21 protein-coding genes and 1 tRNA gene are annotated in these 16,054 nt (G+C 63.7%); 14 read left to right on the top strand and 8 right to left on the bottom strand.

Annotated elements, in window-relative coordinates:
• Positions 1-347 precede the first annotated feature (347 nt).
• The 5 genes from ACS0VV_RS00930 (at position 348) to ACS0VV_RS00950 (ending at position 3,390) form a co-directional block, all read left to right on the top strand.
• The gene (locus ACS0VV_RS00930; RefSeq protein WP_483530871.1) at positions 348-533 is read left to right on the top strand and encodes an HP1242/YdcH family protein; all 186 of its coding nucleotides are present in this window, start codon (positions 348-350) and stop codon (positions 531-533) included.
• A gap of 128 nt (positions 534-661) precedes the next feature.
• Entirely contained in the window at positions 662-1,870 is a 1,209-nt protein-coding gene (gene nhaA / locus ACS0VV_RS00935; RefSeq protein WP_483530872.1) for a Na+/H+ antiporter NhaA, read from the top strand.
• Between the two features lie 77 nt (positions 1,871-1,947).
• Positions 1,948-2,244: a pentapeptide MXKDX repeat protein gene (locus ACS0VV_RS00940; RefSeq protein ID WP_483530873.1), complete on the top strand. Its 297-nt coding sequence runs from the start codon at positions 1,948-1,950 to the stop codon at positions 2,242-2,244.
• A complete protein-coding gene (locus ACS0VV_RS00945) occupies positions 2,228-2,848 on the top strand; it encodes a DUF6969 family protein (protein WP_483530874.1) in 621 nt (206 codons plus the stop codon). The genes ACS0VV_RS00940 and ACS0VV_RS00945 overlap by 17 nt, the downstream gene beginning before the upstream one ends.
• 41 nt (positions 2,849-2,889) lie before the next feature.
• Entirely contained in the window at positions 2,890-3,390 is a 501-nt protein-coding gene (locus ACS0VV_RS00950; protein WP_483530875.1) for a YegJ family protein, read from the top strand.
• Between the two features lie 22 nt (positions 3,391-3,412).
• Here the strand turns inward: ACS0VV_RS00950 and ACS0VV_RS00955 are convergent, their stop codons facing one another.
• The 3 genes from ACS0VV_RS00955 to ACS0VV_RS00965 form a co-directional block, all read right to left on the bottom strand.
• Positions 3,413-3,940, bottom strand: coding sequence for a thermonuclease family protein (locus ACS0VV_RS00955; protein WP_483530876.1), 528 nt, complete (start codon positions 3,938-3,940; stop codon positions 3,413-3,415).
• Between the two features lie 3 nt (positions 3,941-3,943).
• Entirely contained in the window at positions 3,944-4,717 is a 774-nt protein-coding gene (ppk2, locus tag ACS0VV_RS00960) for a polyphosphate kinase 2 (protein ID WP_483530877.1), read from the bottom strand.
• Positions 4,718-4,780: 63 nt separating this feature from the next.
• The gene (locus tag ACS0VV_RS00965; protein ID WP_483530878.1) at positions 4,781-4,948 is read right to left on the bottom strand and encodes a hypothetical protein; all 168 of its coding nucleotides are present in this window, start codon (positions 4,946-4,948) and stop codon (positions 4,781-4,783) included.
• Between the two features lie 179 nt (positions 4,949-5,127).
• On the opposite strand from ACS0VV_RS00965, the gene argB reads away from it, so the two are divergent.
• The 4 genes from argB (at position 5,128) to ACS0VV_RS00985 (ending at position 7,789) form a co-directional block, all read left to right on the top strand.
• On the top strand, positions 5,128-6,006 hold the full coding sequence (gene argB, locus ACS0VV_RS00970) for an acetylglutamate kinase (RefSeq protein ID WP_483533473.1): 879 nt from the start codon (positions 5,128-5,130) through the stop codon (positions 6,004-6,006).
• A 93-nt stretch (positions 6,007-6,099) separates the two neighbouring features.
• Entirely contained in the window at positions 6,100-6,357 is a 258-nt protein-coding gene (locus tag ACS0VV_RS00975) for a YggT family protein (protein ID WP_483533474.1), read from the top strand.
• A 31-nt stretch (positions 6,358-6,388) separates the two neighbouring features.
• Positions 6,389-7,162 (top strand): hypothetical protein, encoded by a 774-nt coding sequence (locus tag ACS0VV_RS00980; RefSeq protein WP_483530879.1) that lies wholly within the window; start codon positions 6,389-6,391, stop codon positions 7,160-7,162.
• A 3-nt stretch (positions 7,163-7,165) separates the two neighbouring features.
• Positions 7,166-7,789, top strand: coding sequence for a MarC family protein (locus ACS0VV_RS00985; RefSeq protein WP_483530880.1), 624 nt, complete (start codon positions 7,166-7,168; stop codon positions 7,787-7,789).
• 133 nt (positions 7,790-7,922) lie between these two features.
• On the opposite strand, the gene ACS0VV_RS00990 is transcribed toward ACS0VV_RS00985, so the two are convergent.
• Both ACS0VV_RS00990 and ACS0VV_RS00995 read right to left on the bottom strand, forming a co-directional pair.
• Entirely contained in the window at positions 7,923-8,534 is a 612-nt protein-coding gene (locus tag ACS0VV_RS00990; protein ID WP_483530881.1) for an LON peptidase substrate-binding domain-containing protein, read from the bottom strand.
• Positions 8,535-8,660: 126 nt separating this feature from the next.
• Positions 8,661-9,620 (bottom strand): tetratricopeptide repeat protein, encoded by a 960-nt coding sequence (locus ACS0VV_RS00995; RefSeq protein ID WP_483533475.1) that lies wholly within the window; start codon positions 9,618-9,620, stop codon positions 8,661-8,663.
• Positions 9,621-9,850: 230 nt separating this feature from the next.
• Here ACS0VV_RS00995 and ACS0VV_RS01000 point away from each other — a divergent pair.
• A tRNA-Gly gene (locus tag ACS0VV_RS01000) sits at positions 9,851-9,925 on the top strand.
• Between the two features lie 73 nt (positions 9,926-9,998).
• Here the strand turns inward: ACS0VV_RS01000 and ACS0VV_RS01005 are convergent.
• The gene (locus tag ACS0VV_RS01005; protein ID WP_483530882.1) at positions 9,999-10,898 is read right to left on the bottom strand and encodes a LysR family transcriptional regulator; all 900 of its coding nucleotides are present in this window, start codon (positions 10,896-10,898) and stop codon (positions 9,999-10,001) included.
• A gap of 111 nt (positions 10,899-11,009) precedes the next feature.
• Between ACS0VV_RS01005 and ACS0VV_RS01010 the strand changes: the two genes are divergently transcribed.
• From ACS0VV_RS01010 to trxB, 4 genes are all read left to right on the top strand, one after another.
• On the top strand, positions 11,010-11,711 hold the full coding sequence (locus tag ACS0VV_RS01010) for a pirin family protein (protein WP_483530883.1): 702 nt from the start codon (positions 11,010-11,012) through the stop codon (positions 11,709-11,711).
• Positions 11,712-11,838: 127 nt separating this feature from the next.
• The gene (locus ACS0VV_RS01015; protein ID WP_483530884.1) at positions 11,839-12,432 is read left to right on the top strand and encodes an FMN-dependent NADH-azoreductase; all 594 of its coding nucleotides are present in this window, start codon (positions 11,839-11,841) and stop codon (positions 12,430-12,432) included.
• A gap of 53 nt (positions 12,433-12,485) precedes the next feature.
• On the top strand, positions 12,486-12,692 hold the full coding sequence (locus ACS0VV_RS01020; RefSeq protein WP_483530885.1) for a hypothetical protein: 207 nt from the start codon (positions 12,486-12,488) through the stop codon (positions 12,690-12,692).
• 165 nt (positions 12,693-12,857) lie between these two features.
• Positions 12,858-13,829: a thioredoxin-disulfide reductase gene (gene trxB, locus ACS0VV_RS01025; RefSeq protein ID WP_483530886.1), complete on the top strand. Its 972-nt coding sequence runs from the start codon at positions 12,858-12,860 to the stop codon at positions 13,827-13,829.
• A gap of 174 nt (positions 13,830-14,003) precedes the next feature.
• Here the strand turns inward: trxB and ACS0VV_RS01030 are convergent, their stop codons facing one another.
• Positions 14,004-14,909, bottom strand: a complete 906-nt coding sequence (locus ACS0VV_RS01030; RefSeq protein ID WP_483530887.1) for a prephenate/arogenate dehydrogenase family protein — start codon at positions 14,907-14,909, stop codon at positions 14,004-14,006.
• Positions 14,899-16,002 carry a histidinol-phosphate transaminase gene (gene hisC, locus ACS0VV_RS01035; RefSeq protein ID WP_483530888.1) on the bottom strand — a complete coding sequence of 368 codons (1,104 nt, stop codon included), beginning with the start codon at positions 16,000-16,002 and terminating at the stop codon, positions 14,899-14,901. The genes ACS0VV_RS01030 and hisC overlap by 11 nt, the downstream gene beginning before the upstream one ends.
• Positions 16,003-16,054: the final 52 nt, after the last annotated feature.

A 16,054-nucleotide genomic window follows, 5' to 3' on the forward strand; every position in this document is an offset into this window, starting at 1 on the left:
ACAATGGCGGGTGTGTGCCACCGCCTGCGCTATGCCGGATAAACTGCCCCAATCCCGCTCCAATCGTGCCGTTGCGGCGGTTTTGCGCGTGGGAAGGGTTTTCCCTCCAGGACTGTGTAACAGGTGTAACAGGTTCGCCCCCGCAGCTTTCGCAACCCGGCGGGAACCGCTTGCGTGTTTGTGCATTACACTTTCGCGGACCGGGCCCCTCTGGCGTGCGTTTAGGCGCACGTGATGTCGGACCGCATCGGACAGCCGATGCGTGTTGGATGGGGTCGCGGAATGCCTCCCCCAAGCAAAACCTTGGTTGACCGATCACCCTGTAACCCTCGTTTGGGAGAAGAAGGATGACGGCCCGTTTCTATCGTTTGACCGAGCTTCACGCGAAGCTTGACGAGGCGCTGCGCCGCGAAACCGCGAAGCGCGTGCCTGACCATGTGACGCTGACGGCGCTCAAGCGCCGCAAATTGTGGGTGAAGGATATGCTCACCCGCCTCGCATTCGGACCCCTGCGCCCGGCTGGAGCCGGGTGACCCCTCAGGCGGGAAGCGGGTGGCGGGCGCATACGTCCCAACCCTCCCCATCGCGCCAGCCGCATACCGCTTCCCGCCGTTTTTTGGGCTCCGAATACCCCGATTGAAAGCAGACAGAGAGAACTGCCATGCTCGCCAAAGTTACCCCGATGCTCGCCGATTTCCTGAAGAAGGAAAGCGCTGGCGGCATCACGCTGATCATCGCCGCCGCGCTGGCGCTGGTGATCGCCAACTCGCCTTTCGCCGCCGGATATTTCAGCGCGCTGCAGATCCCCGTTGTCGCAGGCATTGGCGAAGCGATGATCGACAAGCCGCTGCTGCTGTGGATCAATGACGGGTTGATGGCGGTGTTCTTCTTCCTCATCGGTCTGGAAGTGAAGCGCGAGGCGCTGATCGGACAGTTGAACAGCTGGGACAAGGCCAGCCTGCCGCTCGCCGCCGCGATTGGCGGAATGGCTATCCCTGCCGCGATCTTTGTCGCTTTCAATTGGGGCACTCCTGAAAATCTGAGCGGCTGGGCGATCCCCGCCGCGACCGATATCGCCTTTGCACTCGGCATCCTCTCGCTGCTCGGCCCGCGCGTGCCGGTGGCGCTCAAGGCATTGTTGCTGGCGATTGCGGTGATCGACGATATCGGCGCGATTGCGATTATCGCCATCTTCTACACTGCCGAAACTTCGGTGAATATGCTGATCGGCGGCGCGATCACGCTGGCGGTGCTGGCGATGTTCGGGCGAGGCAAGGTTGCCTCCAGCGTGCCCTATGTCATCCTTGGCATCGTGCTGTGGGTGTTTGTCCTGAAGAGCGGCGTCCACGCGACCCTCGCAGGCGTAGCGGCGGCCATGTGCGTGCCGATCGCGGGCAAGAACGGCGTGGCCCCGCTCGAGCGGATGGAGCACGCGCTGCACCCCTATGTCGCTTTCCTTGTCATCCCGATCTTCGGCTTTGCCAATGCGGGTGTCTCGCTGAGCGGCATCGGTTTCGACGCGCTGCTTGCGCCGCTGCCTTTGGGCATTGCGCTGGGGCTACTGATCGGCAAGCAGGTCGGTATTTTCGGCTTTGCCTGGCTTGCGGTGAAGGCGGGTATTGCCAAGCTGCCCGATGGCGTGGGCTGGAAGCAGGTGCACGCGGTCTCGCTGCTTGCGGCTATCGGTTTCACCATGAGCCTCTTCATCGGCAATCTCGCTTTCGCCGATCCGGCGCAGGTCGATGCGGTGAAGATCGGCGTGCTGTCGGGCTCGCTGGTGGCAGCGCTGGCGGGATATTTCCTGCTCAAAGCGACCCTGCCGCGCGAAGCCGCGCCGCCGGTCTCGCGCGAAATGGCGGAGGCGATGTAACCCGCTCGGCGCGCGTGTCGAACAGCTTCGCTGGAGCCGCCCGCAATCGGGGGGACGCACCAGAGGAGATGAGTTCGATGCCTGAAACCAATCTTTCCCGCCTGCTGGCGGTCGCCGGAGGCCTTGCTCTTGCCGCACCTGCGCTTTCCGCCTGTAGCGGCTGCGGAGCCTGCGGCGCGTGCTGCGCTGCCGTTGCCGAAGCTGATGACGCGATGGCCGATGAAAGCGTGAATGCGGATGCCATGGCCGAAGACAGCATGGAAGGCGAAACCATGGAAGGCGAGGCTATGGAAGGCGACGCGATGGAAGGCGAAACCATGGAAGGCGAGTCCATGGAAGGCGAAGCAATGGAAAGCGATGCCGCTGCCCAGTAACCGCGATGACGCTCTGGCCGAGCTGGTGTCCCTCAGCGAGGCCATGGCAGGCGAGGGCAGGGCGCTGATTCAGCGCGTCCTGCCCGAACCGCCTGCGACCTATACCCAATGGGAGCATTACCCGAAGGGCGATGCCATCGACCCGGTGAGTAAAGCGCGCTGGTTCTACCATGCGCACCCGCCGGAACAGCGGGGACCCAAAGAGCATGGCCACTTTCACCTGTTCCTGCCGCTCGGCGCGTTTGACGGGGTGGAGCCGCTGGCAAAGCCGGTGAAGGAAAAGCCCGCCAAGGTCGTCCACGTTGCCGCCCTGTGCTTCGATACAGACGGATTGCCGACGCACTGGATCGCGACGAACCAGTGGGTGACCGACGAATATCTCTACCCGGCAGAAGCGATCATCGCGCGGCTGGAGCAGATGGATATGAGCGATGCAGGCGTGGCGAAAGACATCCCCCATGTCGGGCGCTGGCTCACTTGCGCGCTGGCGGTGGCACGAAGTGATGTCGAGGCGCTGCTGCGGGAACGCGATGTGCAGCTGGCAAAGGTTGACCCGCAAGACCGCGATGCGGAGATTCTGGCGAGCGCGCCCTTCCGCGTGTGAATCGGTTGGCAGGTGGCCGGTCGGTGGTTAAGCTCCTCGCTATGCTGACAAAGTTTCACACTGCCGCCCTCGCAATCGCCGCTTGCCTCGCCACGCTTTCGCTTCCGGCGCACGCGCAAAAGGCGCAGCCGGTCGCGGACAACAATCGCGATCCCGTGGTGCAAGTCTCGGCGCAGGACGCCCAGATGAATGCTGCCATCGCCGATGCACAGTCGACGCTTGCGATCTTCCTTGAGACGCTGGCGGAGCCGCCCGAAGGGGCCCATTCGTTCAGTTTCAAATTTCCGCTGGGTGGCTACGAGCATATCTGGGTGAGCGACGTGCGGCAGGACGGCAACCGCTTGCGCGGTACGCTGTCCAACCATCCTTTTCAGGAAGGATGGCGCCTTGGCGATCCCGTTGTCGTTCCGCTATCCGAGGTGAGCGACTGGAGCTATGTCGACGCGCAGGGCTACACCCATGGCGGCTACACGATCAGGGTCTTGCTGGATTACCTCGGGCCGGCGGAGGCGGCGCAAGTGCGTGCGGCCTATGGCTGGTAAGGCACTTCCCGCTTAGCCAACTTTAAGCGCACCAGTCGATCTGCCCCCAATCATCGGCGAACATCCAGCTGTTTTCGGTCGCCAGACCGAGCCCGATCATGTGATCGGACAACCGCACATTGCCGCGTCGCGCCTCGGCAAGTTCGCGGCCATATTTGTCGCGCGGGCGGTCGGTCCCGGCTTCCAGCTGGAACGGCCCTGCGCTCAGCCAGCGTGACAGTTCGAATTGTGCTTCGACGGCCTTGAGCCGCTCGTTCTCGCACTCGCCGTCGAGTTCGGGCGCGTCATAGCTGGACAGGCGGATGCGCCGCTCGCCAATCGCCAGCGTGTCCCCGTCGATCACGCAGCCCGCCCCGCGCGTGGCCGTTCCGCAGACGGGGAATTGCTGCGCCATTTCCTCCCACTCGCCATCGCCCCAACCGGCGTGGCGCGCCCATAATGCCAGTGCCGCGATGATCGCCAGCCCCAGTACCCAGCGCCAGCGCCGCCACAATGCCTTCCACCGGCGTTTGCGGTTCCACGCCGCATCGAAGCGGACGACTTTGGCCATGGTTCAATCTTCCAGCGGGAAAGGCGCAATCGGCTGGAGCAGGGCGAAATCCTCTTCCTGCGGTGCATGGCCCAGCTCCGGCCAGTCCAGCGGTTCCTCCGGCACGTGCGTGTCGGGCAACCGGTCGAGCAGGTCGCGGATCAGCGTCAGGCGGCCATGTTTCTGGTCTTTGTAATCGACCACCGTCCACGGCGCGTGCTGCGTGTGTGTCGCGGCAAACATCGCCTCGCGCGCGACGGAATATTCGGCGAATTTGGTGCGGCTGGCGACATCGATGGGCGAGAGCTTCCAGCGTTTGAGCGGGTCTTCCCGTCGCTCCGCAAAGCGTTCCTCTTGCGCAGTCTGGTTGGCACTCAGCCAATATTTGAACAGCCTTATGCCGTCATCCACCAGCAGCCGCTCGAACACCGGCGCTTCGTGGAGGAATTTCTCCACCTGCGCATCATCGGCAAAGCCCATGACTTTCTCGACACCCGCGCGGTTGTACCAGCTGCGGTCGAACAGCACGATCTCCCCGGCTGCGGGCAGGTGCGGCACATATCGCTGGAAATACCACTGCGTGCGCTCGGTATCGCTCGGCTTGGAGAGCGCAACCACGCGGCACTGGCGCGGATTGAGGCGGGCGCTGATCGCCTTGATCGTGCCGCCCTTGCCTGCCGTGTCGCGCCCTTCGAGGAGCACACAAATGCGTTCGCCCGTGGCTTTCGCCCAGCGGGCCATCTGCACCAGTTCCTGCTCCATGGGTTCGAGCAGCTCTTCATATTGCTTGGTTTTCATGGGGCAATATCATGCCCCAGCGCGCCTGCTTTGGCCAGCGGCCAGCGCTACTTCTGACCAGTGCTATTTCTGGTAGACGCGCGGCAGCTTGCGGCGGTCTTCCCCGCTGCGGCGCTCGCCCAGGCGGCGGTCGGGCCCATCGAAAGGCAATTGCGCCTTGCGCCGGTCTTCCCCGCTGCGGCGGCCGCCGAGGCCCACCTCGTCTCCGGTTTCGTCTTGTGGCTCGGCCATATGCCGTTCCTTTGCGAATATCCGCGCCAGATTGCGACGCATCTGGGAGAGTATAAGGCAAAAAGGTTAACAGAGGGGTCGCCTTGGGCGATTGCCGGAAATGCTGGCGATCTGCGCCAACTGGCCCTAACGCAGGCGCCATGAGCACGACCAATCAATCACCGCCGGATTCCGACCGGATGCTGGCCAAGGCCGAAACGCTGATCGAGGCGCTGCCCTATTTCCAGCGCTATGCGGGCAAGAGCTTTGTGGTGAAATATGGCGGCCACGCCATGGGAGACCCCGAAGCCGCGCGCGATTTTGCCGAGGACATCGTGCTGCTGAAAGCGGTCGGTATCAATCCGGTGGTGGTGCATGGCGGCGGACCGCAAATCGGCGCGATGCTCAAAAAGCTGGGCGTAGAAAGCACCTTCGTCGACGGGTTGCGCGTCACCGACAAGGCCACGGCCGACATCGCCGAAATGGTGCTGTCGGGCGCGATCAACAAGGAGCTGGTCGGCTGGGTCAACCAGGCGGGCGGCAAAGCCATTGGCCTTTCCGGCAAGGACGGCAAGATGGTGCGCGCCGAGAAGGTCACCCGCACGGTGAAAGACCCTGACAGCCAGATCGAACAGGCGATCGATCTCGGCTTTGTGGGGGAGCCGGTGGAAGTCGATACCGCCGTGCTGCAAACCGCGAGCGCGGCGGGCATGATCCCGATTGTCGCACCGATTGCGAGCGACGGGGCGGGGCACACCTACAACATCAATGCCGACACCATGGCGGGCGCTCTGGCGGCGGCCTTGGGCGCGGCGCGGCTGTTCCTGCTGACCGATGTGGCGGGCGTGCTGGACAAGGAAGGCAAGCTCCTCACCGATCTCTCGCCCGCCGATATCGCCGGTTTGCGCGAAGACGGGACGATCAGCGGCGGTATGATCCCCAAGCTGCAAACCTGCGTCGACGCGGTGGAGGCGGGCTGCGAAGCGGCGGTGGTGCTTGACGGACGGGTTCCGCACGCCATGTTGCTCGAATTCTTCACCAGCCGCGGGGCAGGGACTTTGGTCAGCCTTGCGGGATAGCCTTACCTGTATTAGGTGAATGATACACTTGGTTTCAGACCGGGGCGGGCAATTTAGGAGTTTTGCGTGCTAGCGCTTTTGCAAATCGTCGACATGATCGCGAACATCGTCATCATGATCGTCATCATTCAGTTCGTGATCGGCCTGCTGTTCGCCTTCAACGTGGTGAGCCCCAGCAACCAGTTCCTGATGCAGGTCTACCAGTCGCTGAACGCTCTGCTTGAACCGGTTTTGCGGCCAATCCGGCGGGTGATGCCCGATACCGGCGCGATCGATTTCTCGCCCATGGTGCTCATCATCCTGCTGAACATCGTGATGATCGTTCTGGGAAATATGGCGGTCGCTCTTTGACAAGAGGCGGTGCCGGGAGCAGGGGCGCAGAATGATCGCAAGAACCCTCCTTACCGCCCTCGCGCTGTCCGCCATGCTCGCCGCCTGCACCTCGCCGCGCCAGCAAGCGATCAGCCGTCAGGCGCGCGCTGCCGAGCGCACTTTGGAGCGGCTGCCGACGATTGGCGATCCGGGCCGCGTGGCCGCTGCCGATATCGCTTTTGCCCGGCAAGCACGCGACGAAGGGATGTGGACCGCCTTCCGCGCTTATGCCGCGAGCGGTGCCGTCGTGCACGGGCCGAACGGGCCGGTGCCGCTCGAAACCTTCATCAATGGCCGCGCCAATCCCGAACAGGCCGTTTCGTGGACGCCTGCTGATATCTGGTCGAGCTGCGACGGCACGCTGGCGGTGACGTTCGGTCGGCTGCAAATGCCTTCGGGCGAAGTCGGCTCTTACGTCACCGTGTGGCAGTTGCAGAGCGACCGCAGCTACAAATGGATCTACGATATTGGCGCGCTCGACAATCCGCAGCCCGCGCCTGAAGTCGATCCCGATCTGCCGGAAGACGCGATTATCGTGCCGGGGATGCTGGCGATTAACGGGCGGATTGCTGATTGTCCGGCGGAGGGCGCAGCGGTGCCGCAGCCGCCGATCAATATCACTCCCGGCGCGCTGCCCGAGATCGGCGAATGGATGTCAGCCGACGGCACGCTCAAAGTCGAATGGCGGCAATATGCAGGGGGAACCCGGAACGTTATCGTCGAATGGTATCGCGGCGGCGAATGGCAAATCGCCGATACCTTCAGCGTGCCCGCAGGCGGTTAAGCCATGATCGAACTCTTCCTCTCCGCCTTTATCACGCTGTTCGTCGTGATCGACCCGCCGGGATGCGCGCCGATCTATGCCGGGCTGACCAAAGGCGCGACGCCAGCGCAGGCGCGCAATATGGCGATCCGCGCGTGTATGATCGCCTTTGTTATCCTCGTGATCTTTGCATTGTTTGGGCAGAGCCTGCTCGGCGCGCTGCATATCGAGCTCGACAGTTTCCGCATCGCGGGCGGTTTCATGCTGTTCTGGATCGCGTGGGAAATGGTGTTCGAGAAACGCACCCAGCGGCGCGAGGAGCGCGCGGAAAAGGTCGCCGCGACGCCCGAAGTCGAGGACGTCTCGGTCTTTCCTATGGCGATGCCTATGCTCGCCGGGCCGGGCGCGATTGCGGCGGTGATGCTGCTGCAGAACGAGGCCGAGGGCTATGAAGGCACCATGGTCGTGCTCGGCGCGCTGGTGAGCGTGCTTTTGATCACGATGATCGCCCTGATCGCCGCCGGACCACTGATCCGCCTGCTCGGCGCGCGTGTGGAAGCGGTGATCACGCGATTGCTGGGCGTGCTGCTCGCCGCGTTGGCGGCGCAATATGTGATCGACGGGCTAAGAGGGGCTTTTGGGATTTAGTTCCTCCCCGGAACGGGGAGGGGGACCGCGACGCGAAGCGGCGGGGTGGAGGGGCACTTTCAGCCGCTCGGAGCATTCGCGGGTGCCCTTCCACCTGGCTGCGCATGGTCCCCCTCCCCCGCTGGGGGAGGAATTACTGCAGCGTTACGTGCCCCTCATCAGGATCACCCCTAGCGAAGAACTCCAGCAGGCTGACCAGCAGATCACACCGTTCGCGCAGGTTCGGCGCTTCTAATAGCGCCTGCTTTGCCGCCGAATCGAAGGGCGCAATCTGCGACACGCCGTTGATCAGCGTTACATCGTCGAGCCGCGCGACCGAGTCCCAGTCGATCGCGTATCCCTGACTGTCGGCATATTTGCGCGCCTCGTGCTCGAAACTCGCGCGTTCGCCAAGCGAGAGATACTCCTCCTTCGGCTCGTCGAACAATTCGGCTTCGACCTGGCGGAAGGGCGTTGTCACTTCCAGTTCGCGCACCACGCGGAAGCGCGCCTCGCCGGTCAGGATGATGTTGTAGCGCCCGTCCTCGCTTGTTTCGACATCCTCGATCTTGCCGACGCAGCCAATGTCGTAGAGCGGCGCGCCTTCGACCGAATCCTTGGGCTGGATCATCGCGATCCGCCGGTCGCGCGCCAGCGCATCGCCGACCATGGCACGGTAGCGCGGCTCGAAAATATGCAGCGGCAATTGCAGCCCGGGGAAGAGCAGCGCGCCGGTGAGCGGGAAGATCGAGAGGCGTTTGGTCACTTGGCTACCTCTATCCGCTCATGCTGAGCCTGTCGAAGCATAGCCCTTACTTCGGGCATGCGGTGCAAGAAGAAAAAGCAACCCTTCGACAAGCTCAGGGTGAGCGGAGTATGGGATGCAGCCATCTCAACCAAACAGAATAAGCGAGAGCTTGCGCCGCTGGCTCGCCACCCACGGGTCTTCCATGCCTACGGCTTCGAAAATCTCGAGCAGTTTCGTCTTGGCGGGGCTGTCTTCGGGCCTTTCGGCGGAGGGATCGTGCGACGCCTGAATGGCGCGCAGCAGCACATCCGCCGCCTCGTCGCGCTCGCCTGCGGCGACGGCGGCCTCGGCAAAGGCGATCTGCGCATCGGTGTCGGCGGGACGCTCCGCCGCCGCCGCACGCAGCGCCTGCAACTCGCTATCATCGACCTTGTTTTCGACCAGAGCGAGCGCCTTATGCGCTTGAGCCACCAGTTCCTCGCCCTGCACTTCCGGCGGCAGTGCATCATAAGCGGCCTGCGCTTCTTCGGCGCGACCTGTAGCGATTAGCGCGCGGATCAGACCGGCCTGCACTTCGGGCTTCATGGCGATGGGGGGAGGGGCGTTGGCAGCGATCTGCTGGAAAATCTCCACGGCTTTCTCGTTCTCGCCATCGGCCAGCGCCTGTTCGCCCATGGCGATGATCTGGCCTATCTGTTCTTCCATCGCCGCCATTTGCGCGGCTTCGGGGTCGCCATCCGCTGCGCCTGCCTGAACCGGCAATTGCGCCAGCAACTGGTCGAGCGCGCCCTTGAGCTGCGATTCGGTGCGCGCGGGCGTCAGGTCGGCCACAGGCTGCCCCTGGAACATCGCATAGACGGTGGGGATCGACTGCACCTGAAACTGGCTGGCGATGAAGCGTTCCTCATCGACATCGATCTTCGCCAGCACCACGCCCTTGTCGGCATATTCGGCCGCGACTTTCTCCAGCACCGGAGCCAGCGCCTTGCACGGCCCGCACCATTCGGCCCAGAAATCGAGGATCACCAGCTTGGTCTGGCTCGGTTCCACAACCTGTTTGCGGAATCGGTCGACTGCCTTCTGCTCGTCGAGATTGAGGCCCATGCTTGCCAAGGTAATGCTCCTGTTTCGTGCGCTTTGCGTATGAGGGGCAATGTGGCACCTTTGCGCGGTTTGTGAAGGGGGGAAGGGGCCGAAGGGGCGATTGCGGCGGCAATAGCGGCTGCGCGGCGCATTTCGTGCAGATTCCCTCTTGCGGGGTGGAAGAGCCGGTGCTAACCGCGCCGCTCCCCATCCGGATCAACGGGTTTTGTCCCGCCGGAAAACGCCAGTGAGCGGGCGTAGCTCAGGGGTAGAGCATCACCTTGCCAAGGTGAGGGTCGGGCGTTCGAATCGCCTCGCCCGCTCCATTTTCCAGATAGATGATGATTGTGCGAAGCCGTCCTTTAGGGCGCAGGATGCCCTCCGCGCGTCGCACCTGATCTAAATCTGCGCGCAAAGCCGCTCCCTAAACGCATCGATCACCCAGCTCGCCGCCGGTCCCGGCTTCGCATCGCGGCGCCATACTGCGCTGAAGCCGTAGGTTGCGCCCGGCTTCTCGGGCAGGTCGAGCACCACCAGTGCGCCGCTGGCGAGGTCCGCCTCCACCATCGGGCGGGGCATATTTCCCCAGCCTATGCCTTGGCGCAGCAGCTCGTGTTTCGCGCTCAGATCGCCCAGTCGCCAGCTGAGCGGGCTGAGCACAGAAAACTCGCGACCCTTGGTCAGCGAAGAGCGGTCGGTGAGGACGAGTTGCAGATGCTCGCGGCTCTGTCCCGGCGCGATGCCTTTGCGGGCGAGCGGGTGGCCGGGGGCGGCGACGGGGACGAGCTCGGTCTCGCCAATCGCCTGCCGCTCCAGCTCCGGATGATCGCCCAGCACCGGCCCGCCAATCGCCAGATCCGCCTCGGCATCGAGCAGGCAGGCGGCCACCGCGCCCAGCCCCTCCACCTGCAGGCGCAGCGCCACAGTGGGGAACATCACGCGAAATTCGCGCAGCACCTGTGCGGTGACTTCGCCCGGCACCATGACATCGACGACAAGGCCGAGATCGCTTTCCAGCCCGGCATGGAGGCTGCGGGTCTTGGCAATGAGCGCGTCCGAGCGGTCGGTGATCGCTTTCGCCTCGCTCAAAAGGCCGCGCCCCGCATTGGTCAGCACTGGTTTGCGCGAGCCTTCGCGGGCGAAGAGGGTCACGCCCAATTGCGCTTCCATCTGCGCGATGCCGTAGCTGATTGCCGAAACCGCGCGCCCCATGCGCTTCGCCGCCGCACCGAAACTGCCCTCCTCCTCCACCGCGAGGAAGATGCGGAGTTGGTCCAAGGTAGGTTCGCCCAGCTTCATTGTTCGGATTTCCTGAACATCTCAGCCGATTTTATCGCAGTTATCAGGTGGAACGCCAAGCCCTATCTGTTCATCATCACAGCAACACTTCCCCGAGAAGGGAGATATGACATGATCGAACTGCGTCCTTTCGAAACCCTCGGCTCGGCCAATCACGGCTGGTTGCAGGCAAACCACCATTTCTCTTTCGCCAATTACCATGATCCGGCGCGCGTCCACTGGGGTGCCCTGCGGGTGTGGAACGATGACACCATCGCGCCGGGCACAGGCTTCCCCACGCACCCGCACAGCGACATGGAAATCATCACCTATGTCCGCAAAGGCGCGATCACGCATCGTGACAGTATGGGCAATGAAGGCCGCACCGAAGCGGGCGATGTGCAAGTGATGAGCGCGGGCAATGGCGTGCAGCATTCGGAATACAATCTGGAAGGCGAGGAATGTACGCTCTTCCAGCTCTGGATCATTCCATCCGAGCGCGGCGGCGCGCCGAGCTGGGGTGCGCGGCAATTCCCCAAGGATGACCGCGCAGGCCAGTTCGTGCCGCTCGCCAGCGGGGTGGCCAATGACGATGACGCGCTTCCGATCCGCACCGATGCCCGTGTGCTGGGCGCGACGGTGAAGGCAGGAGAGAGCGTCACCTACACCCCGCGCGATGCGTCGCGTCACCTCTACCTCGTCCCCGCCACCGGCAAGGTGCGGGTCGAGGACGTGGAGGCGAAAGCGCGCGACGGTGTCGCCATTACACAGCGCGACAGCGTGACCATCACCGCGCTCGAAGACAGCGAGCTGGTGCTGGTCGACGCGGCATGACCCGAAACTCCCCTCCCCGTGGGGAGGGGCCGGGGGTGGGGGTTCGACGGCAGTTTCTGGCGCCGCACACCCACCCCTAACCCCTCCCTCAAGGGAGGGGAAATCGATCCCAACAGGAGAACCATCAATGCCCAATATCTTGCACATCACCGCCAGCATTCGCGGCGGGGAATCGGTCAGCCGTGACCTCAGCACCCGCATTGTCGCCAGCCTCACCGCCAAGGGCGATGCCACTGTTGTCGAGCGCGATCTCTCGGCCAACGACCTGCCGTTCGTCGATGGCGCGCGTTTCGCCGCCAACCTCGCCCCCTATGCCGAGCGTTCGCCCGAGCAGCAGGAACTGGCCGCGATTGCCGATACGCTGATCGAGGAATTGCAGAATGCCGACACGATCGTGATGGGCATTCCGATCTACAATTTCTCTGTCCCCGCCACCGTAAAGGCATGGGCCGATCTGGTTGCCCGCGCCGGGACCACGTTTGAATACACCGCCGAAGGGCCCAAAGGTAAGCTCACCGGCAAGAAGGTCTATCTCGCGATCGCATCGGGCGGCACGCCGGTGGGCAGCGATTACGATCACATGACCCCGTGGCTCAAATTCTTCCTCGGTTTCCTCGGCATAACCGACATCGAAATGGTCGCAGCCGACGGCATTATGGGCGAAGGCGGCGAAGAGAAAATCGAAGAGGCAAAGGCGAAGGCGGCAACGCTGGCCGCGTGATGCCGGGAACAGGCGCCGGGGCTTGTCCGTTGATAAGTCAAAGGAGATTTGACATGATTGGCAAGATTATCGGCGCCGGTGTTGGCGCGGCACTCAGCAAGCAGACCCGCAAGATCGGCGGCCCCGCAGGCGCTATTATCGGCACCGTGGCTGTCCCCGCCATCGCCCGGATGAGCATCCCCGCGATGCTCGCACTGGGCGCGGGCGGCTACGTGGTGAAGAAGGCGATGGACAAGCGCCGGGCGCCTGCGCAGGCATAACCGCGTCCAAAATTGAACCCCCCGCAGCGGCCGTGCTTCCCATCGGAGCGCGGCCGTTTTGCTGCCTGTGGGCATCTCTTGGGATGAAACCGCTGCCTCGCTTGATGCGAATGTCTCTGCACACTACCTCAAAGTGCGAAACAGCAGACAGATTCGAGACTTCCTATGGCGACCCACACCACCCGTATGCTCATCATCGGTTCCGGCCCCGCCGGCTATTCCGCCGCCATTTACGGCGCGCGCGCGGGGATGCAGCCGATTGTCGTGCAGGGCATCCAGCCCGGCGGGCAGCTGACCATCACCACCGATGTCGAGAACTATCCCGGCTTTGCCGATGTCATCCAGGGCCCGTGGCTGATGGAGCAGATGCAGAAACAGGCCGAACACGTCGGCACGCGGATGATGTGGGACACGATTGTCGAGGTCGATCTGGCAAACGGCTCGCCCTTCCGCGCCATCGGCGATTCCGGCGACGAATATATCGGCGATGTGCTGGTGATCGCGACGGGTGCGCAGGCCAAATGGCTGGGCGTTCCGGGCGAGCAGGAACTGGGCGGCAAGGGCGTTTCCGCCTGCGCCACGTGCGACGGGTTCTTCTATCGCGGCAAGAAGGTCGCGGTGATCGGCGGCGGCAATACCGCTGTGGAAGAGGCGCTGTATCTGACCAACCATTCGGACGATGTGACGCTGATCCACCGCCGGGACAGCTTGCGCAGTGAGAAGATCCTGCAGGATCGCCTGTTCGCCAGCGACAAGATCACGCCGCTGTGGAACAAGACTGTCGAGCGGTTTGTCGAAGGCGAGAACGGCAAGCTGCACCACCTTGAACTGCGCGATACGGTGACGGGCGAACTGTCCACCCTCGAAGTCGACGGAGCCTTCGTCGCCATCGGTCACGCGCCTGCAACCGAGCTGTTCAAAGGCAAGCTGCCGACCGATGAAAGCGGCTATCTGATCGTCGAACCCGGCACGCCCAAAACCTCCATTCCCGGCGTTTTTGCCTGCGGCGATGTGATGGACCACACCTATCGTCAGGCGGTAACCGCGGCGGGCACGGGCTGCATGGCAGCGCTAGATGCCGAGCGGTTTTTGGCGACGCTGGAACACGCACGGCACGAGGCTGTGGCGGCGGAATAGGTCTTGGGGAATTGAGCGTGCGCGACGCACCCCCCCCTTCCCTGTGGGGAAGGGGTTGGGGGATGGGGGTGCAACGCCAAATTATCGAACGCAGCAAGCCCACCCCGCTGGGACTAGGCAACAAGCCGCCAAGTCTCGCTGCCCCTCCCTCAAGGGAGGGGGGCGCAAAATCCCTTACTCATGCCCCCGCCCAAAGTCAGGCCGCGCGTCGTCTTGGCCCTGGTCGAGAATGCCGCGGCGGATAGCGCGGGTGCGGGTGAAGAGGTCGAACATCGCTTCGCCGTCCTCCGCCTCGATCGCCTGACGCATCGCGCCCAAATCGGCTTCGAAACGCTGCATCATCGCCAGCACCGCGTCCTTGTTGTGCAGGAACACATCGCGCCACATGGTCGGATCGCTGGCGGCGATGCGGGTGAAGTCGCGGAAGCCGCCGGCGGAATATTTGATGACTTCGCTGCGCGTCACTTCCTCCAGGTCGCTCGCCGTGCCGACGATAGTGTAGGCGATGAGGTGCGGGATATGGCTGGTGACCGCGAGCACCATATCGTGATGCGCGGCGTCCATGATCTCGACCGTAGAGCCAAGCGCCTCCCAGAAAGCGGACAGCGCTGCGACCTTGGCTTCGTCCGCGCCTTCGGGCGGCGTCAGAATACACCAGCGGCCTTGGAACAGGCTGGCAAACCCGGCATCCGGCCCCGACTGCTCGGTGCCCGCAACGGGGTGGGCGGGGATGATGTGGTGGCCGGGCAATTCCTCGGCGAGGGCATTGGCCAGCCGCGCCTTGGAGGAGCCGACATCGCTGATGATCGCCTCTGCCGACAGTCCCGGCGCGATGGCCTTGGCCGCGCTGCGCATCGCGCCCACCGGCACGCACAGGATCACCAGATCGGCCCCGCGCACAGCCTCTGCCGCATCGTCGGCTACGGTGTGGACAAGCCCGCGCTCGCCCGCCCGCTGGCGCACGGCGGCATCGGCATCGAAGCCGGTAAGCTGCACGTCCGGCAAATACTCCTGCACGGCCAACCCCACAGAGCCGCCGAGCAGACCCAGCCCGATAATCGCAACCCGCTCAATCGCCATGCGAAGCGCCTGTCAGCGTGTCGAGCACATCGGCGATGGTGTCCATCTGCTCCGCCGTGCCGATTGTAATGCGCAGGCAATGCTCAAGTTCGGGCAAATGCCGCACAGCATATCCTGCCGCTGCAATGGCATCGAGCGCGGACTTCGCGGACACCGTGCCGTTGAACTCGACCAGCACGAAATTCGCTTCGCTCGGCACGGCGCGCAATCCGTGATTGCCGAGCGCCTCAATGCGCGCCACGAAGCGCGCGCGCTGGGCGGCGTTGGCTTCGCGGCTGGCGCGGACGAAATCCTGATCCCCCAAGGCTGCCAAGCCCGCTCTCTGCCCGCTGGAGGTCACGTTGAAAGGCCCTCTGATGCGGTTCACAGCATCCACCAGATGCGGCGCGCCGGTCGCCCAGCCGATCCGCTCGGCGGCGAGGCCGTAGATCTTGGAGAAAGTGCGGGTGACCAGCACATTTTCGTTGGCTTCAGCGAGGGCAAGTCCCGCGTCATCATCCTCAGGCGAAAGATACTCGGCATAGGCCTGGTCGAGCACCATCAGCACATCGGCGGGTAAGCCAGCGTGCAGCCGCGCAATCTCCGCGCGCGGCAGGAACGTGCCCGTCGGGTTGTTCGGGTTAGCGATGAAAAGAACGCGGGTGCGCTCGGTCACTGCGGCGAGTAGCGCGTCGACATCGGCGGTGTAGTTGCTGTCCGGCACGATAACCGGCGTCGCCCCGCAGCGTTTGGCGGCGATGTCATAAACGGCAAAGCTGTAGCGGCTGAACAGCACTTCGTCGCCCTCTCCGGCGAACCCCTGCGCGGCGAGGTTGAGCAATTCGTCCGAGCCGGTGCCGCACACAATGCGCGCGGGATCAATCCCGTGCAGCGCGCCGATGGCTTCGCGCAAAGCCGTCGAACCCGGATCGGGGTAGTCTTGCGGTTTCCCCGCCTCTGTCAGTGCCACTAAAGCGGCGGGCGAGCAGCCGAGCGGGTTCTCGTTCGCCGACAGCTTCACCAGCGGCTTGCCATCGGCAGCCTTGCTTTTGCCGGGAACATAGGCGTGAATTTCGGCCACATAGGGCTTCATCTGCGGGCGTATGCTAGTCATCGCGGCGCGTGTAACGCGCGCCGGAGGCGCTTTCCAGTTTTTACGCTCACAG

Source organism: Aurantiacibacter sp. KMU-128 (genome assembly GCF_056933515.1).

Excerpts from the sequence above, each read along its gene's own strand:
- ACS0VV_RS00930 (WP_483530871.1), top strand. The coding sequence starts at position 348 with ATGACGGCCCGTTTCTATCGTTTGACCGAGCTTCACGCGAAGCTTGAC.
- nhaA (WP_483530872.1), top strand. The coding sequence starts at position 662 with ATGCTCGCCAAAGTTACCCCGATGCTCGCCGATTTCCTGAAGAAGGAA.
- ACS0VV_RS00940 (WP_483530873.1), top strand. The coding sequence starts at position 1,948 with ATGCCTGAAACCAATCTTTCCCGCCTGCTGGCGGTCGCCGGAGGCCTT.
- ACS0VV_RS00945 (WP_483530874.1), top strand. The coding sequence starts at position 2,228 with ATGCCGCTGCCCAGTAACCGCGATGACGCTCTGGCCGAGCTGGTGTCC.
- ACS0VV_RS00950 (WP_483530875.1), top strand. The coding sequence starts at position 2,890 with ATGCTGACAAAGTTTCACACTGCCGCCCTCGCAATCGCCGCTTGCCTC.
- ACS0VV_RS00955 (WP_483530876.1), bottom strand. The coding sequence starts at position 3,940 with ATGGCCAAAGTCGTCCGCTTCGATGCGGCGTGGAACCGCAAACGCCGG.
- ppk2 (WP_483530877.1), bottom strand. The coding sequence starts at position 4,717 with ATGAAAACCAAGCAATATGAAGAGCTGCTCGAACCCATGGAGCAGGAA.
- ACS0VV_RS00965 (WP_483530878.1), bottom strand. The coding sequence starts at position 4,948 with ATGGCCGAGCCACAAGACGAAACCGGAGACGAGGTGGGCCTCGGCGGC.
- argB (WP_483533473.1), top strand. The coding sequence starts at position 5,128 with ATGCTGGCCAAGGCCGAAACGCTGATCGAGGCGCTGCCCTATTTCCAG.
- ACS0VV_RS00975 (WP_483533474.1), top strand. The coding sequence starts at position 6,100 with ATGATCGCGAACATCGTCATCATGATCGTCATCATTCAGTTCGTGATC.
- ACS0VV_RS00980 (WP_483530879.1), top strand. The coding sequence starts at position 6,389 with ATGATCGCAAGAACCCTCCTTACCGCCCTCGCGCTGTCCGCCATGCTC.
- ACS0VV_RS00985 (WP_483530880.1), top strand. The coding sequence starts at position 7,166 with ATGATCGAACTCTTCCTCTCCGCCTTTATCACGCTGTTCGTCGTGATC.
- ACS0VV_RS00995 (WP_483533475.1), bottom strand. The coding sequence starts at position 9,620 with ATGGGCCTCAATCTCGACGAGCAGAAGGCAGTCGACCGATTCCGCAAA.
- ACS0VV_RS01005 (WP_483530882.1), bottom strand. The coding sequence starts at position 10,898 with ATGAAGCTGGGCGAACCTACCTTGGACCAACTCCGCATCTTCCTCGCG.
- ACS0VV_RS01010 (WP_483530883.1), top strand. The coding sequence starts at position 11,010 with ATGATCGAACTGCGTCCTTTCGAAACCCTCGGCTCGGCCAATCACGGC.
- ACS0VV_RS01015 (WP_483530884.1), top strand. The coding sequence starts at position 11,839 with ATGCCCAATATCTTGCACATCACCGCCAGCATTCGCGGCGGGGAATCG.
- ACS0VV_RS01020 (WP_483530885.1), top strand. The coding sequence starts at position 12,486 with ATGATTGGCAAGATTATCGGCGCCGGTGTTGGCGCGGCACTCAGCAAG.
- trxB (WP_483530886.1), top strand. The coding sequence starts at position 12,858 with ATGGCGACCCACACCACCCGTATGCTCATCATCGGTTCCGGCCCCGCC.
- ACS0VV_RS01030 (WP_483530887.1), bottom strand. The coding sequence starts at position 14,909 with ATGGCGATTGAGCGGGTTGCGATTATCGGGCTGGGTCTGCTCGGCGGC.
- hisC (WP_483530888.1), bottom strand. The coding sequence starts at position 16,002 with ATGACTAGCATACGCCCGCAGATGAAGCCCTATGTGGCCGAAATTCAC.